The 26960-nt window shown below is 59.7% G+C and carries 22 protein-coding genes and 1 pseudogene; 15 read left to right on the forward strand and 8 right to left on the reverse strand.

Going from position 1 to position 26960, the window contains the following annotated elements:
• Positions 1 to 88: 88 nt before the first annotated feature.
• Positions 89 to 958 carry a 4-(cytidine 5'-diphospho)-2-C-methyl-D-erythritol kinase gene (gene ispE, locus APT89_RS03135; protein WP_028013463.1) on the reverse strand — a complete coding sequence of 290 codons (870 nt, stop codon included), beginning with the start codon at positions 956 to 958 and terminating at the stop codon, positions 89 to 91.
• On the reverse strand, positions 955 to 1566 hold the full coding sequence (gene lolB, locus APT89_RS03140) for a lipoprotein insertase outer membrane protein LolB (RefSeq protein ID WP_028013462.1): 612 nt from the start codon (positions 1564 to 1566) through the stop codon (positions 955 to 957). The genes ispE and lolB overlap by 4 nt, the downstream gene beginning before the upstream one ends.
• Positions 1567 to 1767: 201 nt before the next feature.
• On the opposite strand from lolB, the gene hemA reads away from it, so the two are divergent.
• From hemA to kdsA, 6 genes and pseudogenes are all read left to right on the forward strand, one after another.
• Entirely contained in the window at positions 1768 to 3024 is a 1257-nt protein-coding gene (gene hemA, locus APT89_RS03145) for a glutamyl-tRNA reductase (RefSeq protein WP_021240361.1), read from the forward strand.
• A gap of 41 nt (positions 3025 to 3065) precedes the next feature.
• Positions 3066 to 4148 (forward strand): peptide chain release factor 1, encoded by a 1083-nt coding sequence (gene prfA, locus APT89_RS03150; RefSeq protein ID WP_021240360.1) that lies wholly within the window; start codon positions 3066 to 3068, stop codon positions 4146 to 4148.
• Positions 4148 to 4978, forward strand: a complete 831-nt coding sequence (prmC, locus tag APT89_RS03155) for a peptide chain release factor N(5)-glutamine methyltransferase (protein ID WP_060571735.1) — start codon at positions 4148 to 4150, stop codon at positions 4976 to 4978. Before prfA ends, prmC begins: the two co-directional genes overlap by 1 nt.
• Positions 4979 to 4986: 8 nt before the next feature.
• Positions 4987 to 5070: pseudogene (locus tag APT89_RS24510) on the forward strand (siroheme synthase); the annotation flags it as partial.
• Positions 5071 to 5111: 41 nt separating this feature from the next.
• On the forward strand, positions 5112 to 5921 hold the full coding sequence (gene sirB1, locus APT89_RS03160) for an invasion regulator SirB1 (protein ID WP_028013460.1): 810 nt from the start codon (positions 5112 to 5114) through the stop codon (positions 5919 to 5921).
• A 36-nt stretch (positions 5922 to 5957) separates the two neighbouring features.
• Complete coding sequence (gene kdsA, locus APT89_RS03165) at positions 5958 to 6812, forward strand: 3-deoxy-8-phosphooctulonate synthase (protein WP_028013459.1); 855 nt, start codon at positions 5958 to 5960, stop codon at positions 6810 to 6812.
• A gap of 73 nt (positions 6813 to 6885) precedes the next feature.
• Here kdsA and chaA read toward each other — a convergent pair whose 3' ends face one another.
• Positions 6886 to 7986 carry a sodium-potassium/proton antiporter ChaA gene (gene chaA, locus APT89_RS03170; protein WP_041909576.1) on the reverse strand — a complete coding sequence of 367 codons (1101 nt, stop codon included), beginning with the start codon at positions 7984 to 7986 and terminating at the stop codon, positions 6886 to 6888.
• Positions 7987 to 8255: 269 nt separating this feature from the next.
• Here chaA and chaB point away from each other — a divergent pair, with 269 nt between their 5' ends.
• Together chaB and APT89_RS03180 are read left to right on the forward strand one after the other, a co-directional pair.
• Positions 8256 to 8486 carry a putative cation transport regulator ChaB gene (chaB, locus tag APT89_RS03175; RefSeq protein ID WP_014884191.1) on the forward strand — a complete coding sequence of 77 codons (231 nt, stop codon included), beginning with the start codon at positions 8256 to 8258 and terminating at the stop codon, positions 8484 to 8486.
• A 177-nt stretch (positions 8487 to 8663) separates the two neighbouring features.
• On the forward strand, positions 8664 to 9359 hold the full coding sequence (locus tag APT89_RS03180) for a gamma-glutamylcyclotransferase (protein ID WP_028013457.1): 696 nt from the start codon (positions 8664 to 8666) through the stop codon (positions 9357 to 9359).
• Positions 9360 to 9388: 29 nt separating this feature from the next.
• Here APT89_RS03180 and APT89_RS03185 read toward each other — a convergent pair whose 3' ends face one another.
• The 3 genes from APT89_RS03185 to APT89_RS03195 form a co-directional block, all read right to left on the reverse strand.
• Positions 9389 to 9628, reverse strand: coding sequence for a DUF1883 domain-containing protein (locus APT89_RS03185; protein ID WP_013096243.1), 240 nt, complete (start codon positions 9626 to 9628; stop codon positions 9389 to 9391).
• A gap of 194 nt (positions 9629 to 9822) precedes the next feature.
• Complete coding sequence (locus APT89_RS03190) at positions 9823 to 11607, reverse strand: methyl-accepting chemotaxis protein (RefSeq protein ID WP_041909577.1); 1785 nt, start codon at positions 11605 to 11607, stop codon at positions 9823 to 9825.
• 106 nt (positions 11608 to 11713) lie between these two features.
• A complete protein-coding gene (locus APT89_RS03195) occupies positions 11714 to 12067 on the reverse strand; it encodes a DsrE/DsrF/TusD sulfur relay family protein (RefSeq protein ID WP_028013455.1) in 354 nt (117 codons plus the stop codon).
• Positions 12068 to 12140: 73 nt separating this feature from the next.
• Between APT89_RS03195 and nasR the strand changes: the two genes are divergently transcribed.
• The 7 genes from nasR (at position 12141) to APT89_RS03230 (ending at position 24456) form a co-directional block, all read left to right on the forward strand.
• Positions 12141 to 13325, forward strand: coding sequence for a nitrate regulatory protein NasR (nasR, locus tag APT89_RS03200; RefSeq protein WP_060571736.1), 1185 nt, complete (start codon positions 12141 to 12143; stop codon positions 13323 to 13325).
• Positions 13326 to 13552: 227 nt separating this feature from the next.
• Entirely contained in the window at positions 13553 to 14800 is a 1248-nt protein-coding gene (locus tag APT89_RS03205; RefSeq protein WP_048957915.1) for a CmpA/NrtA family ABC transporter substrate-binding protein, read from the forward strand.
• Between the two features lie 2 nt (positions 14801 to 14802).
• Positions 14803 to 15681, forward strand: coding sequence for a nitrate ABC transporter permease (ntrB, locus tag APT89_RS03210; RefSeq protein ID WP_060571737.1), 879 nt, complete (start codon positions 14803 to 14805; stop codon positions 15679 to 15681).
• 9 nt (positions 15682 to 15690) lie between these two features.
• Complete coding sequence (locus APT89_RS03215) at positions 15691 to 16479, forward strand: ABC transporter ATP-binding protein (protein ID WP_045630583.1); 789 nt, start codon at positions 15691 to 15693, stop codon at positions 16477 to 16479.
• 13 nt (positions 16480 to 16492) lie between these two features.
• On the forward strand, positions 16493 to 20479 hold the full coding sequence (gene nirB / locus APT89_RS03220; protein ID WP_072201656.1) for a nitrite reductase large subunit NirB: 3987 nt from the start codon (positions 16493 to 16495) through the stop codon (positions 20477 to 20479).
• A complete protein-coding gene (locus APT89_RS03225; protein WP_060571738.1) occupies positions 20476 to 22974 on the forward strand; it encodes a nitrate reductase in 2499 nt (832 codons plus the stop codon). Before nirB ends, APT89_RS03225 begins: the two co-directional genes overlap by 4 nt.
• Positions 22975 to 23049: 75 nt before the next feature.
• On the forward strand, positions 23050 to 24456 hold the full coding sequence (locus APT89_RS03230; protein WP_041909587.1) for a YchO/YchP family invasin: 1407 nt from the start codon (positions 23050 to 23052) through the stop codon (positions 24454 to 24456).
• A 3-nt stretch (positions 24457 to 24459) separates the two neighbouring features.
• On the opposite strand, the gene narL is transcribed toward APT89_RS03230, so the two are convergent.
• The gene (narL, locus tag APT89_RS03235) at positions 24460 to 25110 is read right to left on the reverse strand and encodes a two-component system response regulator NarL (RefSeq protein WP_003856701.1); all 651 of its coding nucleotides are present in this window, start codon (positions 25108 to 25110) and stop codon (positions 24460 to 24462) included.
• Complete coding sequence (gene narX / locus APT89_RS03240; protein ID WP_041909589.1) at positions 25103 to 26899, reverse strand: nitrate/nitrite two-component system sensor histidine kinase NarX; 1797 nt, start codon at positions 26897 to 26899, stop codon at positions 25103 to 25105. The genes narL and narX overlap by 8 nt, the downstream gene beginning before the upstream one ends.
• Positions 26900 to 26960: the final 61 nt, after the last annotated feature.

The raw sequence follows: 26960 nt of genomic DNA on the forward strand, positions 1-26960 counted from the left end.
GTTCGCCGCAAACTGCGGGGCCTAAGCGAAGGCTATCCAGGCGGTGTATTAAAGAGCGCGATGCAACGTCTGGAACAGGGTGACGTTGTCACCGAAACTCAGTCTGCGCCAGAATGGCCTGCTGTAGGGGGGAGGTGTTCATCCCGCGCGCTACAAAACCATGCAGCCAATCCGGCGCTTGCTCAAGCACCTGACGGGCGGCGGATTCGGTGTCAAATTCAGCAAAGACACAGGCCCCTGTACCGGTCAGGCGCGACGGCGCGTATTCTAACAGCCAGGAAAGCACCGCATCAACCTCGCGAAAACGTTTTCTTGCGATATCCTCGCAATCGTTGCTGAATTCACAATTTAATAACGTTTCTATTGACCGTACCGGGGTATTTCTTTTCAGGTCAGGATCTTTAAAGATGACCGGGGTCGGAATGCTCACGCCGGGGTGGGCAACCAGATACCATTTCTCCGGCGGGTTGACCGGGGAGAGGATCTCACCCACGCCCTCGGCAAAGGCCGCGTGGCCGCGAACAAACACAGGGACATCTGCACCCAGCGTTAAGCCCAAACCAGCCAGTTCATCCGTCGACAGCCCGCAGCCCCAGAGGTGGTTCAGCGCAACCAGCACGGTGGCGGCGTTGGATGAGCCCCCGCCGAGACCGCCACCCATCGGCAGACGCTTCTCAATGCGGATATCCGCACCGCTTCCCGCCGGCAGACGGCCCGATTCCGCGGCGGCTTTCATCAGCAGGCGCGCGGCGCGGACGATCAGGTTGTCCTCATGCGCCACGCCGTCGACCGGCGTCAGCAGGCAAATCTGCCCATCCTGACGCGGCTCGATGGCAATCGTGTCGCCATAGTCAATAAACTGAAACAGCGTCTGCAGAGTGTGATAGCCGTCAGCACGCTGGCCGGTGATGTATAAAAACAGGTTCAGTTTTGCCGGAGAAGGCCAGTGGGTCATCATTTAACGATCCAGTTGTCCATTTTCAGCTTGATGCGCTGGCTGCCCTGGGTCAGCTCCATGTTTGATGGCAGCGACGGTTTACTCTTGCTGTCATAGGCGCTGTACACCACTTTCCAGGTTTTGCCGTTCTGGGTGTAGTTGACCTGGCTCAGACGGTATTGATCGTCAAGCGTATAGTCGGTCGCTTCGCCCGGCAGGCCGAGGATCCACTGGCGCAGGCTGTTCAGTGGAATTGGCATCCCGGTCAGCTTGCCAATCATCTCTTCGGCATCGGTCGCCGTGTAGTGCTGGCCTTTGTTATCGGTGATCTGCGCTTCGCCCGGTTTGGCGATAAGCTCCAGCTCGGTGCTGCCAAGCGGGTTCAGCAGCAGCAGGCGATAGTTGTCCTGCCCCGTTTGCTGCCAGAAGAAGCGGGCATAAACCTTTTGTTCGTCAGAGAGATACGCGAAGGCGCCGCGCGTCTGGTACTGCTTCAAATTAAGGACGTCCTGCTGGTGCTGACGCCACTGCGGTGAATCAGGGCTTTTGCCCGGGCCTTTTGGTTGGGTGACAGTACAGGCGGTCAGAACCAGTGCTGCCAACGGCAGCAGGCGAATCAGTCGGGTCATAATGAGGACAAATCCTTGAGATACGTTGCAGTTATAACTGTTAATGCTAGCGCCCCGCAGTGCTACCGTCTACGTTCAAATTATCTCAAAGCGTTGAGTAACCTATTACTCCGAAAGGAGGCGGTCTCTTTTATTGATCTCGCGCATCCTGTATGATGCGTCCTGCTAACCTTATTAACGCTGGTACTACTCCCGCTCAACATGACCCTATTAGCACTCGGCATCAACCACAAAACGGCCCCGGTTTCGCTGCGAGAACGCGTTACGTTTTCGCCGGATACGCTTGACCTGGCGCTGGACAGCCTGCTTGCACAGCCGATGGTGCAGGGTGGCGTGGTGCTTTCGACGTGCAACCGTACCGAGTTGTATTTGAGCGTGGAAGAGCAGGATAACCTGCACGACGCGCTGATCCGCTGGCTATGTGACTACCACAATCTCAATGAAGACGAGCTGCGCAACAGCCTGTACTGGCATCAGGATAACGATGCGGTCAGCCATCTGATGCGCGTCGCCAGCGGTCTGGATTCGCTGGTGCTTGGCGAGCCGCAGATCCTCGGCCAGGTAAAAAAAGCCTTCGCAGATTCCCAGAAAGGGCATCTCAAGGCCAGCGAGCTGGAGCGCATGTTCCAGAAGTCCTTCTCGGTGGCGAAGCGTGTGCGAACCGAAACCGACATTGGTGCCAGTGCGGTTTCTGTTGCTTTCGCGGCCTGTACCCTTGCACGGCAAATCTTTGAATCCCTGTCGACCGTCACCGTGATGCTGGTAGGCGCGGGCGAAACCATCGAGCTTGTGGCGCGCCATCTGCGCGAGCATAAAGTGAAAAAGATGATTATCGCGAACCGCACCCGCGAACGCGCGCAGGTGCTGGCGGACGAAGTGGGTGCCGAGGTGGTTGCGCTGAGCGATATTGATGAACGTCTGAAAGAGGCGGACATTATTATCAGCTCTACCGCCAGCCCGCTGCCGATCATCGGTAAAGGGATGGTGGAGCGTGCGCTGAAATCTCGCCGTAATCAGCCAATGCTGCTGGTGGATATCGCCGTTCCGCGCGATGTTGAGCCAGAGGTTGGCAAGCTGGCTAACGCCTATCTTTACAGCGTGGATGACCTGCAAAGCATTATTTCGCACAACCTCGCCCAGCGTAAAGCGGCGGCGGTGCAGGCGGAAACCATTGTTGAGCAGGAAACCAGCGAATTTATGGCCTGGCTGCGCGCGCAAAGCGTCAGCGAGACTATCCGCGAGTACCGCGGGCAGGCAGAGCAGGTGCGTGATGACCTGACTGCCAAAGCGTTAGCGGCCCTGGAACAGGGCGGCGACGCGCAGGCGATTATGCAGGATCTGGCGTGGAAGCTGACCAACCGCCTGATCCATGCGCCAACCAAATCTCTTCAACAGGCTGCCCGTGACGGGGATGATGAACGCCTGACTATTCTGCGCAACAGCCTCGGGCTGGAATAGCGCCCTATACCCATTTTCTAAGACAAGGTGCACTTACGCCTATGAAGCCTTCTATCGTCGCTAAACTGGAAGCTCTGCACGAGCGCCATGAAGAAGTACAGGCGCTGCTCGGCGATGCCGGGACTATCGCAGACCAGGAACGTTTTCGCGCGCTTTCGCGTGAATATGCGCAGTTGAGTGATGTATCAAAATGCTTTACCGACTGGCGACAGGTTCAGGAAGATATTGAAACCGCGCAGATGATGCTCGACGATCCTGAGATGCGCGAGATGGCGCAGGAAGAGCTGCAGGATGCAAAAGCGCGTTCCGAAGAGATGGAGCAGCAGCTTCAGGTGCTGCTCCTGCCGAAAGATCCGGACGATGAACGTAACGCGTTTGTCGAAGTGCGCGCCGGTACCGGCGGTGACGAAGCGGCGCTCTTTGCCGGGGATCTGTTCCGCATGTACAGCCGCTACGCCGAATCGCGCCGCTGGCGCGTGGAGATCATGAGCGCCAACGAAGGCGAACATGGCGGCTACAAAGAGGTTATCGCCAAGATCAGCGGCGACGGCGTGTACGGACGTCTGAAGTTTGAATCCGGCGGTCACCGTGTGCAGCGCGTTCCGGCCACCGAATCTCAGGGCCGTATTCATACCTCCGCCTGTACGGTGGCGGTGATGCCGGAGCTGCCGGAAGCGGAACTGCCGGACATCAACCCGGCGGACCTGCGCATCGACACCTTCCGCTCCTCCGGGGCGGGCGGTCAGCACGTTAACACCACCGACTCCGCCATCCGTATTACCCACCTGCCGACCGGCATCGTGGTGGAGTGTCAGGACGAACGTTCGCAGCACAAAAACAAAGCCAAAGCGTTGTCCGTGCTGGGCGCGCGCATCCACGCGGCGGAAATGGCGAAGCGTCAGCAGGCGGAAGCCTCTACGCGTCGTAACCTGCTGGGCAGCGGCGATCGCAGCGACCGTAACCGCACCTACAACTTCCCTCAGGGGCGCGTGACCGACCACCGCATCAACCTGACCCTGTACCGTCTGGATGAGGTGATGGAAGGGAAGCTGGATATGCTGATTGAGCCTATCGTGCAGGAATACCAGGCCGACCAGCTGGCGGCGCTGTCCGAGCAGGAATAATGGATTTTCAGCGCTGGTTACGCGAGGCGGCCGCTGAGCTTTCCAAAAGCGAAAGCCCGAAGCGCGATGCCGAAATTTTGCTTGAGCATGTGACGGGTAAAGCCCGCACGTACCTGCTGGCGTTCGGCGAAACTGAGCTGACTGCAGAGCAGGAAGCACGGCTCGCCGCACTCCTTGCCCGCCGTAAAAACGGCGAGCCGGTGGCTCACCTTGTCGGTGAGCGCGAGTTCTGGTCGCTACCGCTTTACGTCTCGGCGGCAACGCTGATCCCGCGTCCGGATACCGAGTGTCTGGTTGAGCAGGCGCTGGCACGTTTACCCGCAGCGGCCTGCCGCATTCTCGATCTCGGTACTGGCACCGGTGCTATCGCGCTGGCGCTGGCCAGCGAGCGGCCTGACTGCGATGTGACGGCAGTGGATGTGATGCCCGACGCGGTGGCGCTGGCGCTGCGTAACGTGGAACGTCTCGGGCTCAGCAACGTAACGGTGCTGCAAAGCAGCTGGTTTGCCGCGCTGGAGAACCGCTCATTTGCGATGATTGTCAGCAATCCTCCTTACATTGACGAACATGATCCGCACCTTGCGCAGGGGGATGTTCGCTTCGAACCGCTGACGGCGCTTGTGGCCGCCAACGCGGGATTAGCCGATCTTGATCACATTGTGACAACGTCACGAGAGCATTTGCTCCCCGGCGGCTGGCTGCTCGTGGAGCATGGCTGGACGCAGGGAGAATCCGTGCGGGCACTGTTTACCCAGGCAGGCTACGCCACTGTCGAAACCTGCCGCGACTACGGCGGCAACGAACGCCTGACGCTGGGGCAGTGGTCTTGAGATCCGGGTATCTGCCATTTACTGATAAAGGCGTAAGGCTGACTGAAAGGCAGTTTGGCGTTATCATCTACATCGTTTTGAGTTTTATCGCGCCTGAGCGTCATTGTTCGCTCAGTCGTTACTGGGGTAAGTCATGAGGTCCTTAGCCGATTTCGAATTTAATAAAGTGCCGCTTTGCGATGGCATGATCCTGATTTCGGAGATGATACGCGACGATTTTACGTCGCAGTACGTCTACGATGAGCTGGAGAATCTGGTCAGCCTGGCGCGTGAAGAGATCAATCAGGCGCGCCCGCAGGACTGGCAATTAGAGAAGCTTCTGGAGCTTTTCTACGGCGAATGGGGTTTCTGCGACACGCGTGGCGTGTATCGCCTGTCTGACGCATTATGGCTGGACCAGGTCTTAAAAAATCGTCAGGGCAGCGCCGTTGCGCTGGGCTCTATTTTGCTGTGGGTTGCGCACCGCCTGGATATTCCGCTGGTGCCGGTTATTTTCCCGACGCAGATGATCCTGCGTGCGGAGTGGCTGGACGGTGAGATGTGGCTCATTAATCCGTTTAACGGCGACACGCTGGACGAGCATACGCTGGACGTCTGGCTGAAAGGCAACATCAGCCCGGTGGCCGAGCTCTTTAACGAAGATCTCGACGAAGCCGACAACGCCGAAGTCATTCGCAAGCTGCTGGATACGCTGAAGTCAGCGCTGATGGAAGAGCGTCAGATGGAGCTGGCCTTGCGTGCCAGTGAAGTGCTGCTGCAGTTTAATCCGGAAGATCCGTACGAAATTCGCGACCGCGGGCTTATCTATGCCCAGCTCGACTGCGAGCACGTGGCGCTGAACGATTTGAGCTATTTCGTCGAGCAGTGTCCGGAAGATCCGATTAGCGAAATGATTCGCGCGCAGATCAACGCGATCTCGCACAAACAAATTACACTGCATTAATCTTAATTCCGATTCACACCTGAATAAGGCGATCCTATGAAACAAAAAGTGGTTAGCATTGGTGATATCAAGGTAGCAAACGACCTGCCGTTCGTGCTGTTTGGCGGTATGAACGTGCTGGAATCCCGCGATCTCGCCATGCGTATCTGCGAGCACTACGTGACCGTGACCCAGAAGCTGGGCATTCCGTACGTGTTTAAAGCCTCTTTTGACAAAGCCAACCGCTCCTCCATCAACTCTTACCGTGGCCCTGGCCTGGAAGAGGGGATGAAAATTTTCCAGGAGCTGAAGCAGACGTTTGGCGTGAAAGTGATCACCGACGTGCATGAGTCCTGGCAGGCGCAGCCTGTGGCAGACGTGGTAGACGTAATCCAGCTTCCGGCGTTCCTGGCGCGTCAGACCGACCTGGTTGCCGCGATGGCGAAAACCGGTGCCGTGATCAACGTGAAAAAACCGCAGTTCGTGAGCCCTGGCCAGATGGGTAACATCGTTGATAAGTTTATCGAAGGCGGTAACGACAAGATTATTCTGTGCGACCGTGGCGCTAACTTCGGTTACGACAACCTGGTTGTAGACATGCTGGGCTTCAGCGTGATGAAGAACGTTTCTAACCAGTCGCCGGTGATCTTCGACGTGACCCACGCGCTGCAGTGCCGCGACCCGTTTGGTGCAGCCTCTGGCGGCCGTCGTGCTCAGGTGACCGAGCTGGCGCGCGCCGGTATGGCGACCGGCCTGGCAGGTCTGTTCATTGAAGCGCACCCGGATCCGGCTAACGCGAAATGCGATGGTCCATCCGCGCTGCCGCTGGATAAGCTGGAGCCGTTCCTGAAGCAGATCAAAGCGATTGACGATCTGGTAAAAAGCTTCGACGAGCTGGATACCAGCAACTAATAAAAAAACCCGCTTCGGCGGGTTTTTTTTGGGACATATTGCCGGGTAAGCGAAGCGCCGCTGGGCAGAAAGACTACGCAAAAATTGTCATCAAATACGCTACAAACAGCGCCATATGCGCCGCGCCGTTCAGGACATTGGTGCGGCCAGTGGAGAAAGAAATCTGGCACAGCAGCAGCGAGGCCACCATCACAATCATCTCCGGCGCGCCCAGCGCAAACTGCAGCTCGTTACCGGTCATAAAGGCAATCAGCGTCACCACCGGCACGGTGAGTGAAATGGTCGCCAGCACGGAGCCGAAGAACAGATTCATCGCACGCTGCACCTGATTGTTCAGCACCGCCTTCAGCGCACCTAAACCCTCAGGGGAGAGGATCAGGAGCGCCACCAGGAAACCGGTAAAGGCCACCGGCGCGTTCAGCTCGGTTAACAGCGTCTCCAGCGGGTTGGCGTTCATCTTGGTGACGGCAATCACCGCAATCAGATGCACGATCAGCCAAACCGTGTGCCACGCGCTGCTGTGGGCCGACGGCTTGCCGTGGTGCGGGTCATCGTCGTCGCTGTCATCTTCATGTTCGTAAACAAACAGGCTCTGGTGCGTTTTGGTCTGAATGAGCAGGAACACGCCGTACATGGCGGCGGAAATCAGCGCGACCAGCAGCGACTGGCCGGTGGAGAAATTTGCGCCCGGCAGTGCCATCGGGAAGACCAGTACGATGATGGCCAGCGGGAATAGGGCGATCAGGTACTGTTTAATGCCGAAAAGATTCATGTACTGAGTCGCAAATTTGCGTCCGCCCAGTAACAGAGAGAAGCCTACCAGGCCGCCCGTCACAATCATAATGATGGAGTAAAGCGTATCGCGCATCAGGGTCGGGGCGGCATCGCCGGTTGCCATCAACGCGGAAATCAGGCTGACTTCGAGAATAACGACGGAAAGGCTGAGAATTAAAGAGCCGTAAGGCTCGCCCAGGCGGTGGGCTAATACGTCCGCATGGCGAACGACGCTAAACGCGCTGGTTAAAATGCCCACCAGGGCAAGAATATTGATACCAACCACCACTGGCAGTGACTGACTGCTTCCCCAGAAGAGCAGCACAGCCAGTGCCAGAACCGGGAAAATGAGAGACGTCTCCTTGTGGCGGGTCTTTACCGCCTCGTGTGTTGCTGTCATGTGCTTCTCCATCAATGCAGGTGCTTGTAATTATAGATAGATTTTAAGGGCAATAAATTAACAGAAATCTGTTAAATAACCTTTATTTTTTACTTAATTTTACCCTTTGTTATGGTTTTCTTGTTTAATGCCTATAATAAGATATTTCTTTTAAATATATATTTAATAACAATGAATTATGGAATTCATTCGCTCATTGTTTATGACCGGCTGGCACACCGGCGTATCGTCGTCCACACTTAACTCTTTAGGCAAAAGAGAGGTTAGTGATGCCATATAAAACGAAACGCGAATTACCCGATAACGTGAAAAACGTCCTGCCCGAACACGCGCAGGATATCTACAAAGAAGCGTTTAACAGCGCCTGGGATCAGTACAAAGATAAAGACGATCGGCGGGATGATGCCAGCCGGGAAGAGACGGCACACAAGGTCGCCTGGGCCGCAGTAAAACATGACTATGAGAAAGGAGACGATGATAAATGGCATAAAAAGAAATAGCCGTGAAATTATTCGCTGCCTTCATTTTGACTTTTCAGGCGGTTGAACTTCCGTTGTATTGCAACTGGTCCGCTAATTGCTTATCGTAATTTGACTGCTGGCAAAATGACCAGCACAGAATGCCGGGAAGGCGAATTACAGATGTCGCAAGGAAGCATGCAGTGGCGGAGGTGTAAAGTGTTAACGCGTGATTTCTTAATGAAGGCAGATTGTAAGACGGCATTTGGTGCTATTGAGGAATCGCTTCTCTGGTCAGCTGAACAACGTGCGGCATCGCTCGCTGCTACGCTTGCCTGCCGCCCGGATGATGGCCCGGTATGGATTTTTGGCTACGGTTCACTGATGTGGAACCCGGCTCTCGAATTTGTTGAATCGGCAACCGGCACGCTGCCCGGCTGGCATCGCGCATTTTGCCTGCGCCTGACGGCCGGACGCGGCAGCGCCTGTCAGCCAGGGCGCATGCTTGCACTAAAAGAGGGCGGACGCACCACGGGCGTCGCGTATCGCCTTCCGGATGCCACGCTCGAAGAGGAGCTGACGCTGCTCTGGAAGCGCGAGATGATCACCGGCTGCTATATGCCGAGCTGGTGCAAGCTGGAGCTCGACGACGGGCGCACCGTTAACGCGCTGGTGTTTATTATGGATCCGCGCCACCCGCTGTATGAAGCGGACACCCGCACGCAGGTAATTGCCCCGTTAATCGCCGCCGCCAGCGGGCCGCTTGGCACCAACGCGCAATATCTCTTCTCCCTCGATCAGGAGCTGACCCGCCTCGGCATGCAGGACGATTGTCTGAATGAGCTGGTGGTGAAAGTGAAGGCGCTGCTGGAAGGGAACCCGCTCAACAGCACGCTGCGACCGGGTTTTGCCTGAGAATACGCCCGGCGAGCCGGGCGTTTAAATTACGCTGCCACGTAGCTGACCGAATGCTCCAGCGACTGGCTGTGGCTGTCGATCAGCACATCCCACGTGCCGGTATACGGCACGGTAAGCCACGCCTTGTCATCCTGCACGGTCAGAATATCCGCCTGGGATTGTTTCTGTGCTTTCGCACTCATCAGATGAATACGACAGCGCTCTGAGCAACGCACCACCACCGTATCCCCGCCAAACAGTTTCAAACTTGTTTTCACCAGTGCCATTTTCTACCCCGTCGATTTTGCCCATCCCGAGCGTGATGTTGTTCACAAAATACTCATTGCATAACACCAAAGCGGGGAGCAAGGGATGCTGATTTTGATCAAAAAATGGCATAACGATTAAACAAAAATGACAAAATCCCTGAAACCTTTCAGCTGACGCGCGTTTACCCTGTTTAACGCGCGCCTGAAGAAAATTAAATGCGGAAATGGCCGGCGGTTTCAGCAAGGTCGCCCGCCTGGCTTTGCAATGCGCTGGCGGCCGCGGCGGACTGCACCACCAGCTCGGCATTCTGCTGCACCATTCTGTCGAGATGGGTCACCGCGTGGTTAATCTCATGAATGCCTTTCATCTGCTCGCTGGTGGCAATCGAGATCTCGCGCATGATGCCGGAGACGCTGCCGATGCTGGAGCGGATCTCATCCATGCTTTCCCCGGCCAGATGCACGTAGCGCGAGCCGGTGGCCACGCTGTCGGTGGTGGAGTCGATAAGCGATTTGATCTCTTTCGCCGCCTGGGCGCTGCGGCTGGCGAGGTTCCGCACTTCACCGGCAACCACGGCGAACCCGCGGCCCTGCTCACCGGCACGCGCCGCCTCGACGGAGGCGTTCAGCGCCAGAATGTTGGTCTGAAAGGCGATGCCGTCGATTACGCTGGTGATATCGCCAATCTTAGCGGACGCCACTTCGATGGACTGCATGGTGCTGATGGCCTGCGAAACCACTTCACCGCCGCGCGCTGCGGCCGCAGAGGCCTTGCTGGCCTGATCGTTGGCTTCTGCTGCCGATTCATTCGACTGGGTGACGGAGGCGGTGATCTCTTCCACGGCGCTGGCGGTTTCGCGAAGGCTGGATGCCGCCTGCTCGGTACGTCCGGAGAGATCCTGGTTACCTGCCGCAATCTCCTGCGCGGCGTTTTTCACCGAGGCGCTGGCGTCGCGGAGCTGAACCATTACCACCGAGAGCTTATCGCTGAAGGCGTTAAACGCCTGCGCAATTTGCGCCACTTCGTCATCGCCGCTGTCCGGCAGGCGCTGGGACAGATCGTTAGTGCCGTTGGCAATGTTGTGCATCGCGTCGCGAATGTCGGACAGGCGCTTCAGCAGGCGGGCAATCAGGACGTGAACAATGGCGCCGCTCAGGAGTGCGAGGATCACCAGCGAAATCGCCGACGCTTTCAGCAGGGAATGCATGCCGGAGGTGGCATCGCTGCTGTCGAGGGCGACGACCAGGAGCCAGTTCGTGCCCGGCACGGCTGAGGCGATAAAGGTTTTTTCCTCGTCATTCAGCGTTCCGTCGACCGGGTTACCGCTCTTCAGCGCCGCAAGGTCGATGCCTTTGATCGTCTCGGCAAACGGCTTCAGCGTCAGGGCCGGCTCGTTGGCGGCAATCACCGTGCCGTCGCTGTTCAGAAGCAACCCGCTGCTGGCCGGCGTGGGGTGGATCCCGCGCACGTTCGCCACCACGCTATCCATGGCGACATCGCCCGCCACCACCGCTTTCAGAGCGCCATTCTCCTTCACCGGCACGGCAAACGTGACCACCAGCTTCCCGGTCCCGGCATCAACGTAGGGGGCCGTTACCACCGGGCCGTCCGTGCTCACCACCTGTTGATACCAGGGACGAACGGTGGGGTCATAATCCGCCGGGACGCCTGTCGGGTCGGAGAATTTCGCCGTCTTGCTGGCGTAGCCCACGTAAACGTTGGTGAACCCCCCCGCCTGGGCAAGCTGCTTAAACGCCGGAACCGGATCGTCAGCCAGCGCGATGCTCTGCGCGGAGGTAATCACCGTCATTTTGCTTTTGACCCAGTCGGCAATCGCCATGTTGTGGCTGGCGCTGGTGCTGGTCAGAATATCGCGCTGGGACTGCTGGTTATCCTGGCGCGTGACCTGGAAGTTAATTACGGTATTGAGAAGAAGGGCGACGACGAGGCAGCCTGTCGTCGCGGCGATAATGCGTGCGCGAATGGATCTGAACATAAGTGAAATACCTGCTGTGTTGTTTCCATGCCTATCGGCAACCCCGCAGGTAAACTTGATGCTGAAACCGCGTCCATAAGAAAATAATATTTTTACGGGTTTATTATTAAAAAGTTAATACTTTATCCGCGGTCAGCGTCCATTCGGCCAGTTCAACCAGCGTACCGATTTCTACGCCCTCGATCAGCGGCAGCCCGGTAATGCCGCGCCCGTCGGTGCAGGTCTTACAGAGTTTTACCGGCACGTCCTGCGCGGTCAGGATCTCCAGCATCTGCTGAATGTTGTAGCCTTCCGCTGGTTTTTGACCCTTCAGCCCGGCGGTGACGGCGTCGGACATTAAAAATATCCGCAATACCAGGTCGCTCTCTTTTTCGCGTAGCGCGATCGCCAGGCGCAGGCTGTTGAAAAGGGATTCGCTGCCGTAGGCCGCACCGTTGGCGACGATCACAATCTTCTGCATGTTGACTCCTGTTCTTATAAAGGCACGAATATTGCTTAATTTCCCCGGAGTTTCGCTGTCCGGGAGAGTAAGCATGACATTAATGGCCGGCATTTCGCCAGGTGCAACCGAATGGCTCCAGCGCGCAAGGCGGATGCGCCGGGAGCAGCTCAGCAGGCTGGCGCAGCTGAACGTGCTGGTGCGCGGCATTAGCCAGCTGGTGCATATGCTCCAGTGCGAGCGCGGCGCATCTAACGTCTGGCTCTGCTCACAGGGTAAGCTCTATGCGCCTGAATGCAAAGCCAGCCGGGCGCTGGTGGACGAAAACCTTGCTGCACTGAACGACATTCTTGGAAAACAGTCCGCCTTTCCGGGAAGCGCCGTTTGCGAACGTATCGGCAATGCGCTGCTCACGCTGGAGACGCTTCCCGCGCTGCGCGACGGTGTAAATCGGCAAACACTGACGGCTCCGCAGGCAATGGAGCACTACACCCGCATGCTGCGCCACCTGCTCAGTATCGTACCGCAGCTTAATGACAGCATTGACGACCCGCAAATCGCGGGCCGTTTCGTCGCGCTATATAGCCTGATGCAGGGGAAAGAGCTGGCGGGACAAGAGCGGGCCCTGGGGGCGATTGGCTTCACGCAGGGCTTTTTCGATGATGTGACCCGCCAGCGGCTGGTTGACCGCATTGACGGGCAGCAGGCCTGCTTTGAGATCTTTCTCTCCCACAGCCAGGCCGACGTGCAGACTTCGTTCTCCCTTGATTGTCAGCCCGATCGTGAGACGGAGCAGCTCCGGCGGGTGGCCTGTACCCGCCAGCCTGCCGCAGACAATGGCCATACCGCACTCGCCTGGTTTGCGCTGCAAACGGCGCGGTTGGAGCATCTGCGCGCGCTGGAGGAGACGATCATCGCCGATCTGATGGTCGCGGTGGATGAGCGTATTCAGCGCGACGAGGCGTACCCGCTACCCGGGGATGAACAGGACGATCCGCTGGCGCACTACCCGGATAAACCGCTGCTGACCCTGGTTCGCCAGCAGGCACGAGAGATAGAGCAGCTTTCCCGCCAGCTCGCGTCGCTGCGCGATACGCTTGAGGAGCGCAAAACCATTGATAAAGCCAAAAGCGTGCTGATGACCCACCAGAACATGAGTGAAGAACAGGCCTGGACAACGCTGCGCAAAATGGCGATGGACAAGAACCAGCGCATGGTCGATATCGCCCGCGCGCTGCTTACGGTGAAGAGCGTCTGGCAGGTAACACCAAAGGAGTAGCTGCACAATCAGCGGGCATTTTATGCCTGATTGAGGTGCGCGAACGCGGGCAAAACCCGGTTTTCGGCCCTGAAAGAGGGTCTTTAAACCTGGCACTGGCTTTGCATTAGTTAATTAACCATTTTTGACGGTGCGCCAACGGCGGTGCATTTGTCTTCGGGATAAAGGCGTCCAGCGGTGCTTCGGCACGGCGGGCGCTTTTTTTTGGCTTTTTTTCGGGAGCGGTTATGGCGGATTTGTCGAGACGGCGATTTTTGCAGGCCAGCATGCTGGCGAGTGGCGCAGCGCTGTTACCGGGTGTTATGCAGGCTGCCTGGGCGGCTGGCTCAGATAAACCGGAACAGGAGACGGTGCGCGTCGGGTTTATCCCGCTGACCGACTGCGCGCCGGTGGTTATCGCAGCGTTAAAAGGCTTTGATAAAAAATACGGTATCACCATCGTTCCCACCAAAGAGGCGAGCTGGGCGGCGGTGCGCGACAAGCTGGTGGCGGGAGAACTGGACGCCGCACACATTCTTTACGGTCTGCTGTACGGGCTGGAGCTGGGCATCGCCGGCAAGCCGCAGCAGATGGCAAACCTGATGACGCTCAATCAGAACGGCCAGGCCATCACGCTTTCAAGCGATCTGGCGGAGAAGGGCGTTCGCGATCTCGACGGGCTGAAAACGCTGATCGGGCAGCAGGCGCCGGGAACCTACACCTTCGCACACACCTTCCCGACCGGAACGCATGCCATGTGGCTTTACTACTGGCTGGCCAGCGCGGGCATTAACCCCTTTGACGACGTGCGCACGGTGGTGGTGCCGCCGCCGCAGATGGTGATGAACATGCGCATCGGCAACATGGTGGGCTTCTGCGTCGGCGAGCCGTGGAACGCGCGGGCGATTAACGACCGGATCGGCTTTACCGCCGCCACGTCGCAGTCCATCTGGGCCGATCATCCGGAAAAGATCCTCGGCACGCGTCGCGACTGGGTGGAGAAAAACCCGCACACCGCCCGGGCGCTAGTGAGCGCGGTGCTGGAGGCCGCGCGCTGGATCGAGGCGTCCCCGGAAAACAAACGCGAAACCGCGCAGATCCTCTCCCGCCGGGCGTGGCTCAACTGCAAAGAACAGTATCTCACCGGGCGCATGCTCGGCGAGTACGACAACGGCCTGGGCCAGCGCTGGCAGGACGCGCACCCGATCCGCTTCTTCAACGAGGGGGCTGTGAGCTACCCGTATCTCTCCGACGGCATGTGGTTCTTAACCCAGTTCCGCCGCTGGGGCTTGCTCAAAGCCGCGCCGGACTACGCGGGCATCGCGCAGCGCATCAATCAGACCGCGGTCTGGCAGGATGCCGCCACCGCCGTCGGCGGTATGTCCACGCCGTCATCACCGTACCGCAGCAGCACGCTGATGGACGGCACCGTCTGGAACGGCGCCGATCCGGAAGGGTACGCCAGCCGTTTCGCCATTCACCGTAAAGGGGCCTGATTATGCCGCATCTGCAAAACACGAAACCACAAGAGACGCCAGAGAGCGGGGAAGTGATTGTCCTGCCTCCGGTACAGGTTCGCCGCCGCCCGCCCGCGTTAGCACGCCGGATGAACGACTTTTTCCAGCGCGTTATCCCGGCGATGCTCGGCCTCGGGCTGCTGGTGGTGCTCTGGCAACTGGCGGCGATAAACAGCAAAGGCTTCCCGACGCCGCTCAGCACGCTTGATTCTGCCATTACCCTGTTTGCCGACCCGTTTTATCGCGACGGGCCTAACGATATGGGCATTGGCTGGAACGTGCTTGCTTCTCTGCAGCGCGTCGCCATCGGCTTTGGCCTGGCAGCGCTGGCGGGTATTCCGCTGGGCTTTTTGATTGGCCGCTTCACCTTTTTCTCGCGCATGTTCAACCCGCTGATTGCGCTTCTGCGGCCGGTCAGCCCGCTGGCCTGGCTGCCCATCGGCCTGCTGCTGTTCCAGAAAGCGGAGCCCGCGTCGAGCTGGACCATTTTCATCTGCTCTATCTGGCCGATGGTGATCAACACCGCCGAAGGCGTGCGCCGCATTCCGCAGGACTACCTCAACGTCGCCCGCGTATTGCAGCTTTCCGAGTGGACGATCATGCGCCGCATACTCTTCCCGGCTGTGCTACCCGCTGTGCTGACCGGGGTGCGCCTCTCCATCGGCATCGCCTGGCTGGTGATTGTCGCCGCCGAGATGCTCACCGGGGGGCTGGGTATCGGCTTCTGGATCTGGAACGAGTGGAACAACCTCAACGTCGAAAACATTCTGATCGCCATCGTCATCATCGGCGTGGTCGGGTTGCTGCTGGAGCAGGGGCTGATGCTTATCGCCCGTCGCTTTAGCTGGCAGGAAAAATAAGGAGCGAACATGAAACCATTAATTCAGGTCCAGGCCGTGAGCCAGCGTTTTTCCACCGCCAGCGGCGAGTTTCTGGCGCTGCAGAACGTCTCTTTTGATATCCACGAGGGCGAAACCGTGAGCCTTATCGGCCACTCCGGCTGCGGCAAGTCGACGCTGCTTAACCTTATCGCCGGGATCGCGCTGCCGACGGAAGGCGGGCTGATTTGCGACAACCGCGAAATCGCCGGGCCGGGGCCCGAGCGCGCGGTGGTGTTCCAGAACCATTCGCTGCTGCCGTGGCTGACCTGCTTCGACAACGTGGCGCTGGCGGTGGATCAGGTGTTCCGTCACACCATGAGCAAGGCCGAGCGCAAAGAGTGGATCGAGCACAACCTCGACCGCGTGCAGATGGGACACGCGCTGCACAAGCGTCCGGGGGAGATCTCCGGCGGCATGAAGCAGCGCGTCGGGATTGCCCGCGCGCTGGCGATGAAGCCGAAAGTATTGCTGATGGATGAGCCGTTCGGCGCGCTGGATGCGCTGACGCGCGCCCATCTGCAGGACTCGGTGATGCAGATCCAGCAGGCGCTGAACACCACCATCGTGCTCATTACCCACGACGTGGACGAGGCGGTGCTTCTCTCCGATCGCGTGCTGATGATGACCAACGGCCCGGCGGCCACCGTCGGGGAGATCCTGCGCGTTGACCTGCCGCGCCCGCGCAACCGGGTGCAGCTGGCGGACGACAGCCGCTATCACCACATGCGCCAGCAGATCCTCCATTTCCTCTACGAAAAACAGCCGAAAGCGGCGTAACGAGGGGGCGTTGATGCGACTGGTCATTATCGGGAATGGCATGGCGGCAACCCGGCTGATTGCTTCGCTCACCGGGCGAGCTTCCGGTCGGTTCGCTATCACCGTCATCGGTGACGAGCCGGAGCATGCCTATAACCGCATCCAGCTTTCGCCGGTGCTGGGGGGTGAAAAAACGGCTGCGGGCATCTGCCTTCAGGATGACCACTGGTACCAGGAGCGCGGCGTGACGGTGCTGCGGGGCGAAAAGGCACTCGCCGTGAACGTGGACGCGCGGGAAGTGCAAACCACCGCCCGCACGCTGGGCTGGGATGCGCTGGTATTTGCCACCGGGTCAACGCCGTTTGTGCCGCCGATTCCTGGGGGAGATGCGCCGCACGTTTTCACGTTCCGTACCCTGGAGGATACCCGCGCCATTCAGTCGATCGCCGGTCCGGCGGTGGTACTGGGGGGCGGCGTGCTCGGCGTAGAGACGGCGGCAGCGCTGGCTCGTTCAGGTGACAACGTCACGCTCGTTCATCGCGGCCCGTGGCTGATGGAGCAGCAGCTGGACCAGCAGGCGGGCGTACTGCTTGAAGAGGCGCTGGCGGCGCGGGGCGTGCGCTCTGAACTCGCCTCCGGCATCGCGGGGATTAACGGGAATAGCGTCACGCTGCTCAACGGACGCCGCGTCGCCGCCGCGCGCGTGGTGCTGGCGACCGGCGTGCAGCCCAACGTCGCGCTGGCGCAGGCCAGCGGTGTTCGCTGCGCGCGCGGCATCGTGGTGGATAGCCAGATGCGGACCTCCGCACCGGACGTCTACGCCATTGGCGAGTGCTGCGAAATTGACGGCCAGACCTTTGGCCTGGTCGCCCCCTGTATGACGCAGGCGGATATTCTCGCCGCGCGGCTGGCGGGTGACACAGCCGCGCCGTTTGCCATCACCGACAACGGCGTGCGCCTCAAGGTGACCGGCGTGGAGCTGTTCAGTCTCGGGCGCACGGCGGTGCAAGAGGATGATGTGGTCTGGAGTTCCTGGGATCCGCTAACCCGTCACTATCGTCGGTTACTGATCCATCAGGGTGCGCTGGCTGGCGTGCAGCTGATGGGCGACTGCCGCAGCGCGGCAACATTTACCGATTTACTGGCAACGGCTGCGCCCGCACGCGCGGACTGGCTGTTCGATCGTTTCACTACGCAACCGCAGGTTGCAGGACAGAACGCTATGACAAAACCTACTCTGGTGGTGGTTGGGCACGGTATGGTCGGCCATCATTTTCTCGAAGACTGCGTTAACCGCAATCTGCATCAGCAGTATCAGATCGTTGTCTTTGGTGAGGAGCGCTATGCCGCCTATGACCGCGTGCATCTGTCGGAATACTTTGGCGGCCGAAGCGCGGCGTCGCTCTCGCTGGTGGAGGGGGAGTTCTTTGCCGATAACGGCATTGAGCTGCGCCTCTCGCAGCAGATCGTCGCTATCGATCGCGACGCGCGCGTGGTGCGTACCGCCAGCGGGCATGAGACCCACTGGGACAAGCTGGTGCTGGCGACCGGCTCATACCCGTTCGTACCGCCGGTACCGGGCAACGATCTGCCGGGCTGCTTTGTCTACCGCACCCTTGACGACCTGGACAACATAGCGGCCCACGCGGCGGGCTCGCGTCGTGGCGTGGTGATTGGCGGCGGCCTGCTCGGGCTGGAGGCGGCGAATGCCCTCAAGCAACTCGGGCTGGAAACGCACGTGGTGGAGTTTGCGCCCAATCTGATGGCGGTGCAGCTTGATAATGACGGTGCGGCGATGCTGCGCAGGAAAATCGAGGCGCTGGGCGTTGGCGTTCACACCAGTAAAGCCACCACGGAAATTGCTGCGACGGACGACGGGCTGGTGCTGCGCTTCGCCGACGGTGAACAGCTGGAAACGGACATGGTAGTCTTCTCTGCCGGTATTCGTCCTCAGGACGCGCTGGCGCGCAGCAGCGGGCTGGCTGTCGGCGAGCGCGGCGGGATCTGCATTGATGACGCCTGCCGGACCTCCGATTCGAACGTGTTTGCCATCGGTGAATGCGCCCTGTGGGAGGGGAAAATCTTTGGCCTGGTGGCGCCGGGCTACCAGATGGCGCGCGTGGCCGCCGCCGCGCTCGCGAGCGAAGATAAAACCTTCACCGGGGCAGATATGAGCACTAAGCTCAAGCTGCTCGGCGTGGACGTGGCGTCGTTTGGCGATGCTCACGGGCGCACGCCGGGGGCGCTAAGCTACCAGTGGACGCACGGCCCGCAGCAAATCTACAAGAAAATCGTGGTCAGCCACGACGGAAAAACGCTGCTCGGCGGCGTGCTGGTGGGCGATGCCAGCGAATACGCCACGCTGGTGCAGATGATGCTTAACGGCATAAGCCTGCCGAAAGAGCCGGAAACGCTGATACTACCCGCATTGTCAGGCAGCGCGCCAAAAGCGCTGGGCGTGGCGGCGCTGCCGGAAAGCGCGCAGATCTGTTCGTGTCATAACGTCAGCAAAGGCGATATCTGCCGGGCGGTGAGCGCGGGCGCAGCGGATATCGGCGCCGTTAAGCAGTGCACCAAAGCGGCGACCGGCTGCGGGGGCTGCAGCGCGCTGGTGAAGCAGGTGATGGAGTTCCAGCTTGCCGAGCAGGGCGTGGAGGTGAAAAAGGACATCTGCGAACACTTCCCGTACTCGCGCCAGGAGATTTACCATCTGGTGCGCGTCAACCATATCCGCACCTTTGACCAGCTCATCAGCCGCTACGGTCAGGGGCACGGGTGCGAAATATGTAAGCCGCTGGTGGGGTCAGTGCTGGCCTCCTGCTGGAACGAATACCTGCTGAAGCCGGCGCATCTGCCATTGCAGGACACCAACGACCGCTACTTCGCCAATATTCAGAAGGACGGGACGTATTCCATCGTGCCGCGCATGCCCGCAGGAGAAGTGACCGCCGACGGGCTGATCGCCATCGGCCAGATTGCGAAACGCTACGGTCTGTACAGCAAAATCACCGGCGGGCAGCGTATCGACCTGTTTGGCGCCACCCTGGAACAGCTGCCTGAGATCTGGCAGGCGCTGGTGGAGGCCGGGTTTGAAACCGGGCACGCTTACGGGAAATCCCTGCGCACGGTGAAATCCTGCGTCGGGTCGACCTGGTGCCGCTACGGCGTGCAGGATTCCACTGGTCTCGCGGTCAGGCTGGAGCACCGCTACAAGGGCCTGCGTGCCCCGCACAAAATCAAAATGGCCGTTTCCGGCTGCACCCGCGAGTGCGCGGAGGCGCAGAGCAAGGACGTGGGGGTGATTGCCACGGACAAAGGCTGGAACCTCTATCTGTGCGGCAACGGCGGGATGAAGCCTCGCCATGCGGATCTCTTCGCCAGCGATCTGGATGACGAAACGCTGATCCGCACCGTCGACCGTTTCCTGATGTTCTACATCCGCACGGCGGATCGCCTGCAGCGCACCAGCACCTGGATGGACAACCTGGAGGGCGGCCTCGACTATCTGCGTGAGGTGATCCTCAACGACAGCCTGGGCATCGCCCACGAGCTGGAGCAGGAGATGGCCCGGGTAGTCGAGACGTACCAGTGCGAATGGCAAACCACGCTCAACGATCCTGACCGCCTGGCGCTGTTCCGCACCGCGGTGAACGTCGCGCCGTCGGACGAAAGCAAGCGCTGGCAGGAAATCTGCGGCATTGACGATATCCCGGAGATGGCGGGCATTGGCGCGCGTCTTGGCCGTAAACCGATCGCGCTGTTCCGCTTTGGTCAAACTGTTTATGCCCTGGACGACCTGGAGCCGGGCAGCAGTGCGAATGTGCTGTCACGCGGCATCCTCGGCGATGCGGCGGGCGAACCGGTCGTTATTTCTCCGCTCTACAAGCAGCGCATTCGCCTGCGCGACGGCTGTCAGGTGGAGAGTGGCGAACCCGCGGTGCGCGCCTGGCCGGTCAAAATTGAAAATGGCAAGGTGTGGGTCGGCAACGAAGAGCTGGTGATGCGCGCGGAGGCCTCATGACGGAAACCAGGACAACGTGCCCCTACTGCGGGGTCGGCTGCGGCGTGATCGCCAGCGTGGAGGATGGAGCGGTCAGCGTTCGGGGGGACGACACCCACCCTGCAAACTTTGGCCGCCTGTGCGTGAAAGGATCGGCCCTGGGGGAGACGACGGGTTTGCAGGGGAGATTGCTGTACCCCGTTGTCGATGGACTTGAGGTGGACTGGTCCCAGGCGCTGAACGCGGCGGGCGAGCGACTGCGGGAGATCATCGACACATGGGGGCCACGGGCGGTGGCGTTTTACGCCTCCGGCCAGCTGTTAACCGAGGACTACTATGCCGCCAACAAGCTGATGAAAGGGTTTATCGGCGCGGCGAACATCGATACCAACTCCCGGCTCTGCATGTCCTCGGCGGTGGTGGGCTACAGGCGCGCCTTTGGCGAAGACGTGGTGCCGTGCAGCTACGAGGATGTGGAAAACAGCGATCTGGTGGTGCTGGCTGGCTCGAACGCGGCCTGGACGCATCCGGTGCTCTATCAGCGTCTGGTGCAGGCAAAGCACATCAATCCACAGATGAAGGTGGTGGTGATTGACCCGCGTAAAACCGCTACCTGCGATATTGCCGACCTGCATCTGGCGCTTAAACCCGGCAGCGATGCCGGGCTGTTTGTGGGGTTGCTCAATCTGATCCAGGGCACCGATGAGTGGCCGATTGACCGCGTGGCGGCGTTTTGCGACCTTCCGGCAGAGGATATTGGTACCTTTTACGACTGGTTTGTTACCGTGCCTCGCGCCATTACGCTCTACACCATGGGGATCAACCAGTCCTCCAGCGGCAGCGACAAGTGCAGCGCCATCATTAACGTGCATCTTGCCAGCGGGAAGTTCAACCGTCCGGGCTGCGGCCCGTTTTCGCTGACCGGACAGCCAAACGCCATGGGCGGACGGGAAGTGGGCGGGCTGGCGAACCAGCTGGCGGCGCATATGAGCTTCGAGCCGGACGATCTTTCGCGGGTGGCGCGTTTCTGGGGAACGGAACGGCTGGCGCAGACGCCGGGGCTGATGGCGGTGGAGCTGTTTGACGCCATCGCCCGCGGCGAGGTGAAGGCGGTGTGGATCATGGGCACCAATCCTGCCGTGTCGCTGCCGGACAGCCACGCGGTGTGTCAGGCGCTGGCGGCCTGTCCGCTGGTGATTGTCTCTGAGGTGATGAAAGATACCGACACCAGCCGGTTCGCCCATATCCGTTTTCCGGCGCTGGGCTGGGGGGAGAAGGACGGCACGGTGACCAATTCCGAGCGGCGCATTTCGCGCCAGCGCGCGTTTCTGCCCGCGCCGGGTGAGGCGAAGCCGGACTGGTGGATCGTGGCTCAGATTGCAAAACGGCTGGGCTACGGCGAGGCCTTTGCCTGGCAACATCCGCAGGAGATTTTTTGCGAACATGCGGCGCTGACGGCGTTTGAAAATGACGGCGCGCGGGCGTTGAACCTTCAGGAACTGGCGGGGTTAACCCGTGAAGCGTGGGAGACGCTTGAGCCGTACCAGTGGCCGACGAGGAATTTATCGCGCCGAAACGTAGTGCCTGTCGATCCGCTGCCGCACGGCGCGACGGCTACCGCGCTATACCCGGCGATCCTCAACACTGGCCGTATCCGCGACCAGTGGCACACCATGACCCGTACGGGATACGTGCCCCGGCTGATGCAGCATATCGCGGAGCCGTTTGTTGAGGTCTGCGCCGCAGACGCCATTCGGTTTTCACTGTGCGACGGCCAGCTGGCGCGGATCGGCTCGCCGCGCGGCGTGATGGTGGCCAGAGTACGAATTAACGACGGAATACGGGAAGGCGAAGCGTTTGCCCCGATGCACTGGAACGCTGAGTTTGCCCGCCAGGGAAAGGTTAACGCGCTGGTGGAAGGGCGCATCGATCCGGCTTCCGGGCAGCCGGAGAGTAAGCAAACCGCCGTCAGAATCATGCCCTGGCAGCCCGCCTGGCAGGGGGAGCTCTATGCCCGGGAATGGCCGGAAATCCCCTCTTCGGTTCACTGGTGGCGTAAAGCCTCGCGAATGACGATAGCGGGTGATAAGCCGCTGCTGTCGTGGGTCATGGACTATGCCAGCGGCCGGGGCTGGCAGCTGCAGGTTGCGCAAACCGGGGAACGCAGCAGCGTGCTGGCCTGGCATAACGGCCATCTGATGCTGGGTTTCTGGGAAGGCACCGCCTTGCCCGATCTGGCGCACCCGGTGATAGAAGCCGCTTTTCAGTCACCGCCCTCGACACCCGCTGAGCGCCATGCGCTGCTGAACGGGCAGGGCGTGGGGAAGGTTACAGATCCGGGGCGCATCATCTGCAGCTGTTTCAGCGTTGGAGAAAACGCGATACGGGAGGCGATTGCCGGAGGCTGCGGTTCCGTTACCGCGCTGGGGGCGACGCTACGGTGCGGCACGAACTGCGGTTCGTGCGTGCCTGAGCTCAAAACAATGTTTCAGGAAATTCCGGAAAATTCCCCGTAAAGCTGCAAAGAGGGAGAAATCACGTTAAGGTACTTGGTGTTCTTACGTAAGCACCGGGTAATTCTTACGACATTGATGACTGTTTCTCCCCCTTTCCGAACGCTGGTTTTACTCTCCCTTGTTACTGCCGGAGCCGTTCACGGTGCGTCGAATTCCTTTATCCAGCAGGCACAAAATCCCTTTGATAATAACGGGGATAATCTCCCCGATCTCGGTATGGCAGCCCCCACCGGGGAGGGGGAAAAGCATCTCGCCGAAATGGCGAAAGCCTTTGGTGAAGCCAGTATGACCGACAACGGCCTGACTACGGGCGAGCAGGCGCGGCAGTTTGCCTTTGGTCAGGTGCGCGACGCGGTGAGCGGCGAGGTGAACCAGCAGATTGAATCCTGGCTGTCGCCCTGGGGGAATGCCAGCGTCAATTTGCTGGTGGATAACGACGGGAAATTCAACGGCAGCAGCGGGAGCTGGTTTATCCCCTGGAACGATAACAACCGTTACCTGAGCTGGAGCCAGCTCGGCCTGACGCAGCAGACGGATGGCCTGGTCAGTAACGCCGGAATCGGCCAGCGCTGGGTGGCAGGAAAATGGCTGCTGGGCTACAACACCTTTTACGACAACCTGCTGGATGAGAACCTGCAGCGTGCCGGGCTGGGTGCGGAGGTATGGGGAGAAAATCTGCGCCTGTCGGCTAACTATTATCAGCCTTTTGCCGGCTGGCGCGACAGCTCTGACGTCCAGGAGCAGCGCATGGCGCGGGGATATGACGTGACCGCCAAAGCCTGGCTGCCGTGGTTTCATCACCTGAACACCAGCGTCAGCTTTGAGCAATATTTTGGCGACAACGTTGATCTCTTCAACAGCGGAACCGGGTATCACAACCCGGTGGCGGTCAATCTCGGGCTTAACTATACCCCCGTGCCGCTGGTGACGCTGACCGCAGGGCATAAGCAGGGCGAAAGCGGAGAGAGCCAGAATAACCTCGGGCTGAAGCTCAACTATCGCTTCGGCGTGCCGCTGGTTAAGCAGCTCTCCGCCGGTGAGGTCGCGGCCACGCGATCCCTGCGCGGAAGCCGCTATGACTCCCCGGAGCGTAACAGCCTGCCGGTGATGGAGTTCCGCCAGCGAAAAACACTCTCCGTCTGGCTGGCAACCCCGCCGTGGGATCTCAAAGGGGGCGAAACCGTCATGCTGAAGCTGCAGGTTCGCAGCACTCACGGTATTCGTCAGATCCACTGGCAGGGTGATACCCAGGCATTGAGCCTGACGTCCCCGGGGAAAAGTGACAGCACCGACGGCTGGAGCGTGATCATGCCTGCCTGGAATGACGCTGAAGGGGCGACAAACCGCTGGCATCTCTCGGCGGTGGTGGAAGATGCGAAGGGCCAGCGCGTCTCATCCAATGAGATCACGCTCGCTGTGGTGCAGCCGCTGGTCGCATTACCTGACGACGACCCGCGCTGGAAGCTGCTGCCGGATGAGTAGTGCTTAAAAAATACGTTCCTGATGGACCCACACCGCGGCTTCAACGCGGGATTTTAGCTTCATTTTCTTGAGCATATGCTTCACGTGCACTTTAACCGTGCTTTCGGTGATATCCAGGCGGCGGGCGATCATTTTGTTCGGCAGGCCCTGGGCAATCAGCTTAAGAATATCGCGCTCGCGCGGCGTTAACTGGCTGACGTCGCGGTCAGAGGTGGCGCGGTTCGCCCGCAGGCTGGCGGCCAGCACCGGCGTCAGGGCCTCGCTCAGCACCATCTCGCCTGCGGCGGCCTGCTGCAGCGCCTTGAGCAGGTCTTCCGGCTCCATATCCTTCAGCAGATAGCCATCCGCGCCGCGCTTCAGCGCCGTGACCACATCCTCTTCGTGGTTGGAGACGCTAAAGACCACCACGCGACCGGAAAGGGATTTCTCGCGCAACTTGTCGAGGGTTTCCAGACCGTTCATGCCGGGCATGTTGAGATCGAGCAGGATCAGATCCGGATCGAGGGATTCGGCCAGCTCAATACCCTGTTCACCGTTGCTGGCTTCGCCCACCACGGTAATGTCGGGTGCCATGCTGACCAGCTGTTTTACGCCAGTACGCAGCATCGGATGGTCGTCGATCAACAGGATGGATGCCGGTTCCTGATTAGTCATGGGTTTCTCCTTGAGCAGTTGTAAGCGGTTTTTCGGGAATAAAGGTGACCACAACTTCCGTGCCACCCGTCTCTCTCCGTCGAACCTGGCAATCACCGCGCAGGCTTTGGGCGCGGTCTCGCATAATAATTAAACCATAGTGGTTAGTGCGTTCGGCATTTTCCGGCACGCCGCGACCGTTGTCGTGAACCGTCAGCCTGACCTGATTAGCGTGCTGGCTGACGGTAACCGTAACCGCTGTCGCTTCAGCGTGTTTGAGCACGTTGCTCAGCGCTTCGCGGGCGATCTGCAGCAGATGAATCGCCTGATGGGAAGGGACAAACCGCGGCGGCAGCTGATAATCCAGCTTCACCGGGAACCCCAGTCGGGCGCTAAATTCGTGACAGCTGGATTCCAGCGCCGGGCGCAGGCCCGGCTCGGTCAGCTGCAGGCGGAAGGTGGTCAGCAGCTCGCGCAGCTGTACCCAGGAGGTGTTCAGCTCGTTGCGGATCTGGCTCAGCAGCTGTTTGTTGCTTTCCGGCATTTCCGCGTCCTGCATCTGCAGGCAGCTCACCTGCATTTTCATACAGGAGAGCGACTGGGCGATAGAGTCGTGGAGCTCGCGGGCGATGGTCGCGCGCTCTTCCATGACGATCAGCTGCTGCTGTTTTTCCTGGTGCCTGTCGAGCGCCAGCGTGGCCGTTAGCTGTTCAACCAGGGTGTCCACCAGCTGCTGCTGGTCGTGGCTCAGATGACGTCCGGCTGGCAGGGTGGCCAGCAGAATACCGTACTGGGTGTGGCTGTCCGTCAGCCGCCACTTCAAGGTAGTGCCGCCAGAAGCCTGCAGCGGCAGGCCGCGCGGGCACAGGTGGCAGCCTTTATCATCGCAGGACATGTCGGACTGACAGGTAAACTCCTGATGATTATCTTCATCTTCCACATCGTAAACCCGCAGCTCCAGGTCATGCAGCAGGGTCAGATTTTGCAGGCCGTTCAGCACCGGCGAAAGGCGTTCGCATAGCGGCACTTGCATGTGCAGCCGACGGTTGGCTTGCCACAGGAAGGAGAGGATCTCATTTTTCTGCTCCAGCCCGGCGGTTTTTTCCTGCACGCGCTGCTCCAGCACCGCGTAGCTTTCGGAGAGCTCCGCCGACATGGTGTTCAGCGCCTGGCCGAGCATGGCCATCTCGTTGCGGCCGCTGATGTGCGTGCGCTGGGTAAAATCTCTGTTCGTTACGGCGCGCGCCATCGCCAGCAGCTGTTTCCAGGGATTCAGCAGCCGCGCCCGGAGCCAGATAATGGTGAAGATCAGCAGCAGGCCCATAAACAGCGCCATGGCACGGTGTACCATTACCACCCGGTCGATGCGTAATTCGGTGGTTTGGTCGAAAGAGGAGACCAGCGCGTCAATGCGGGAGACGAAACCCGCTACGTCCTGCGCAACGGTTTCGGTGCTGCGCGCCTGTTTCAGACCGGGTTCCAGCTGGGTGTGCCAGTAGCCCTGCAGGGCTTTAAGCTGGGACTGCTGGCCGGCGCGGATGGCGGCGTTTTCCAGTTCGGGGCTGAAGGCCGTGCGCTCCATTTCATCAATTAAGGGCCGATCGTCCTGCGTCAGGGGGACCGACGCCAGCAGACGATAACTCTGCATGCGTAGAGAACCTGCCTCGTTGATGGCATGTGCATTACCCTGTACCCCTTGTACCAGCCAGCCGGAAATCGCCATGCCGGCCACGCCAAGGGCGGTAGACAGCAAAACAATCAGGGCTAGCTGATTGACGAGAGTCAGCGGTGATAAACATCTTTTTAACATAGAGTTGCCGGGCTCCTGACGTGGCCTGCTTGCAGGAATGGCGCTATTCTGGTGCATACCC

This window comes from Enterobacter sp. 50588862, assembly GCF_001462935.1.
GTDB lineage: Bacteria > Pseudomonadota > Gammaproteobacteria > Enterobacterales > Enterobacteriaceae > Enterobacter > Enterobacter bugandensis.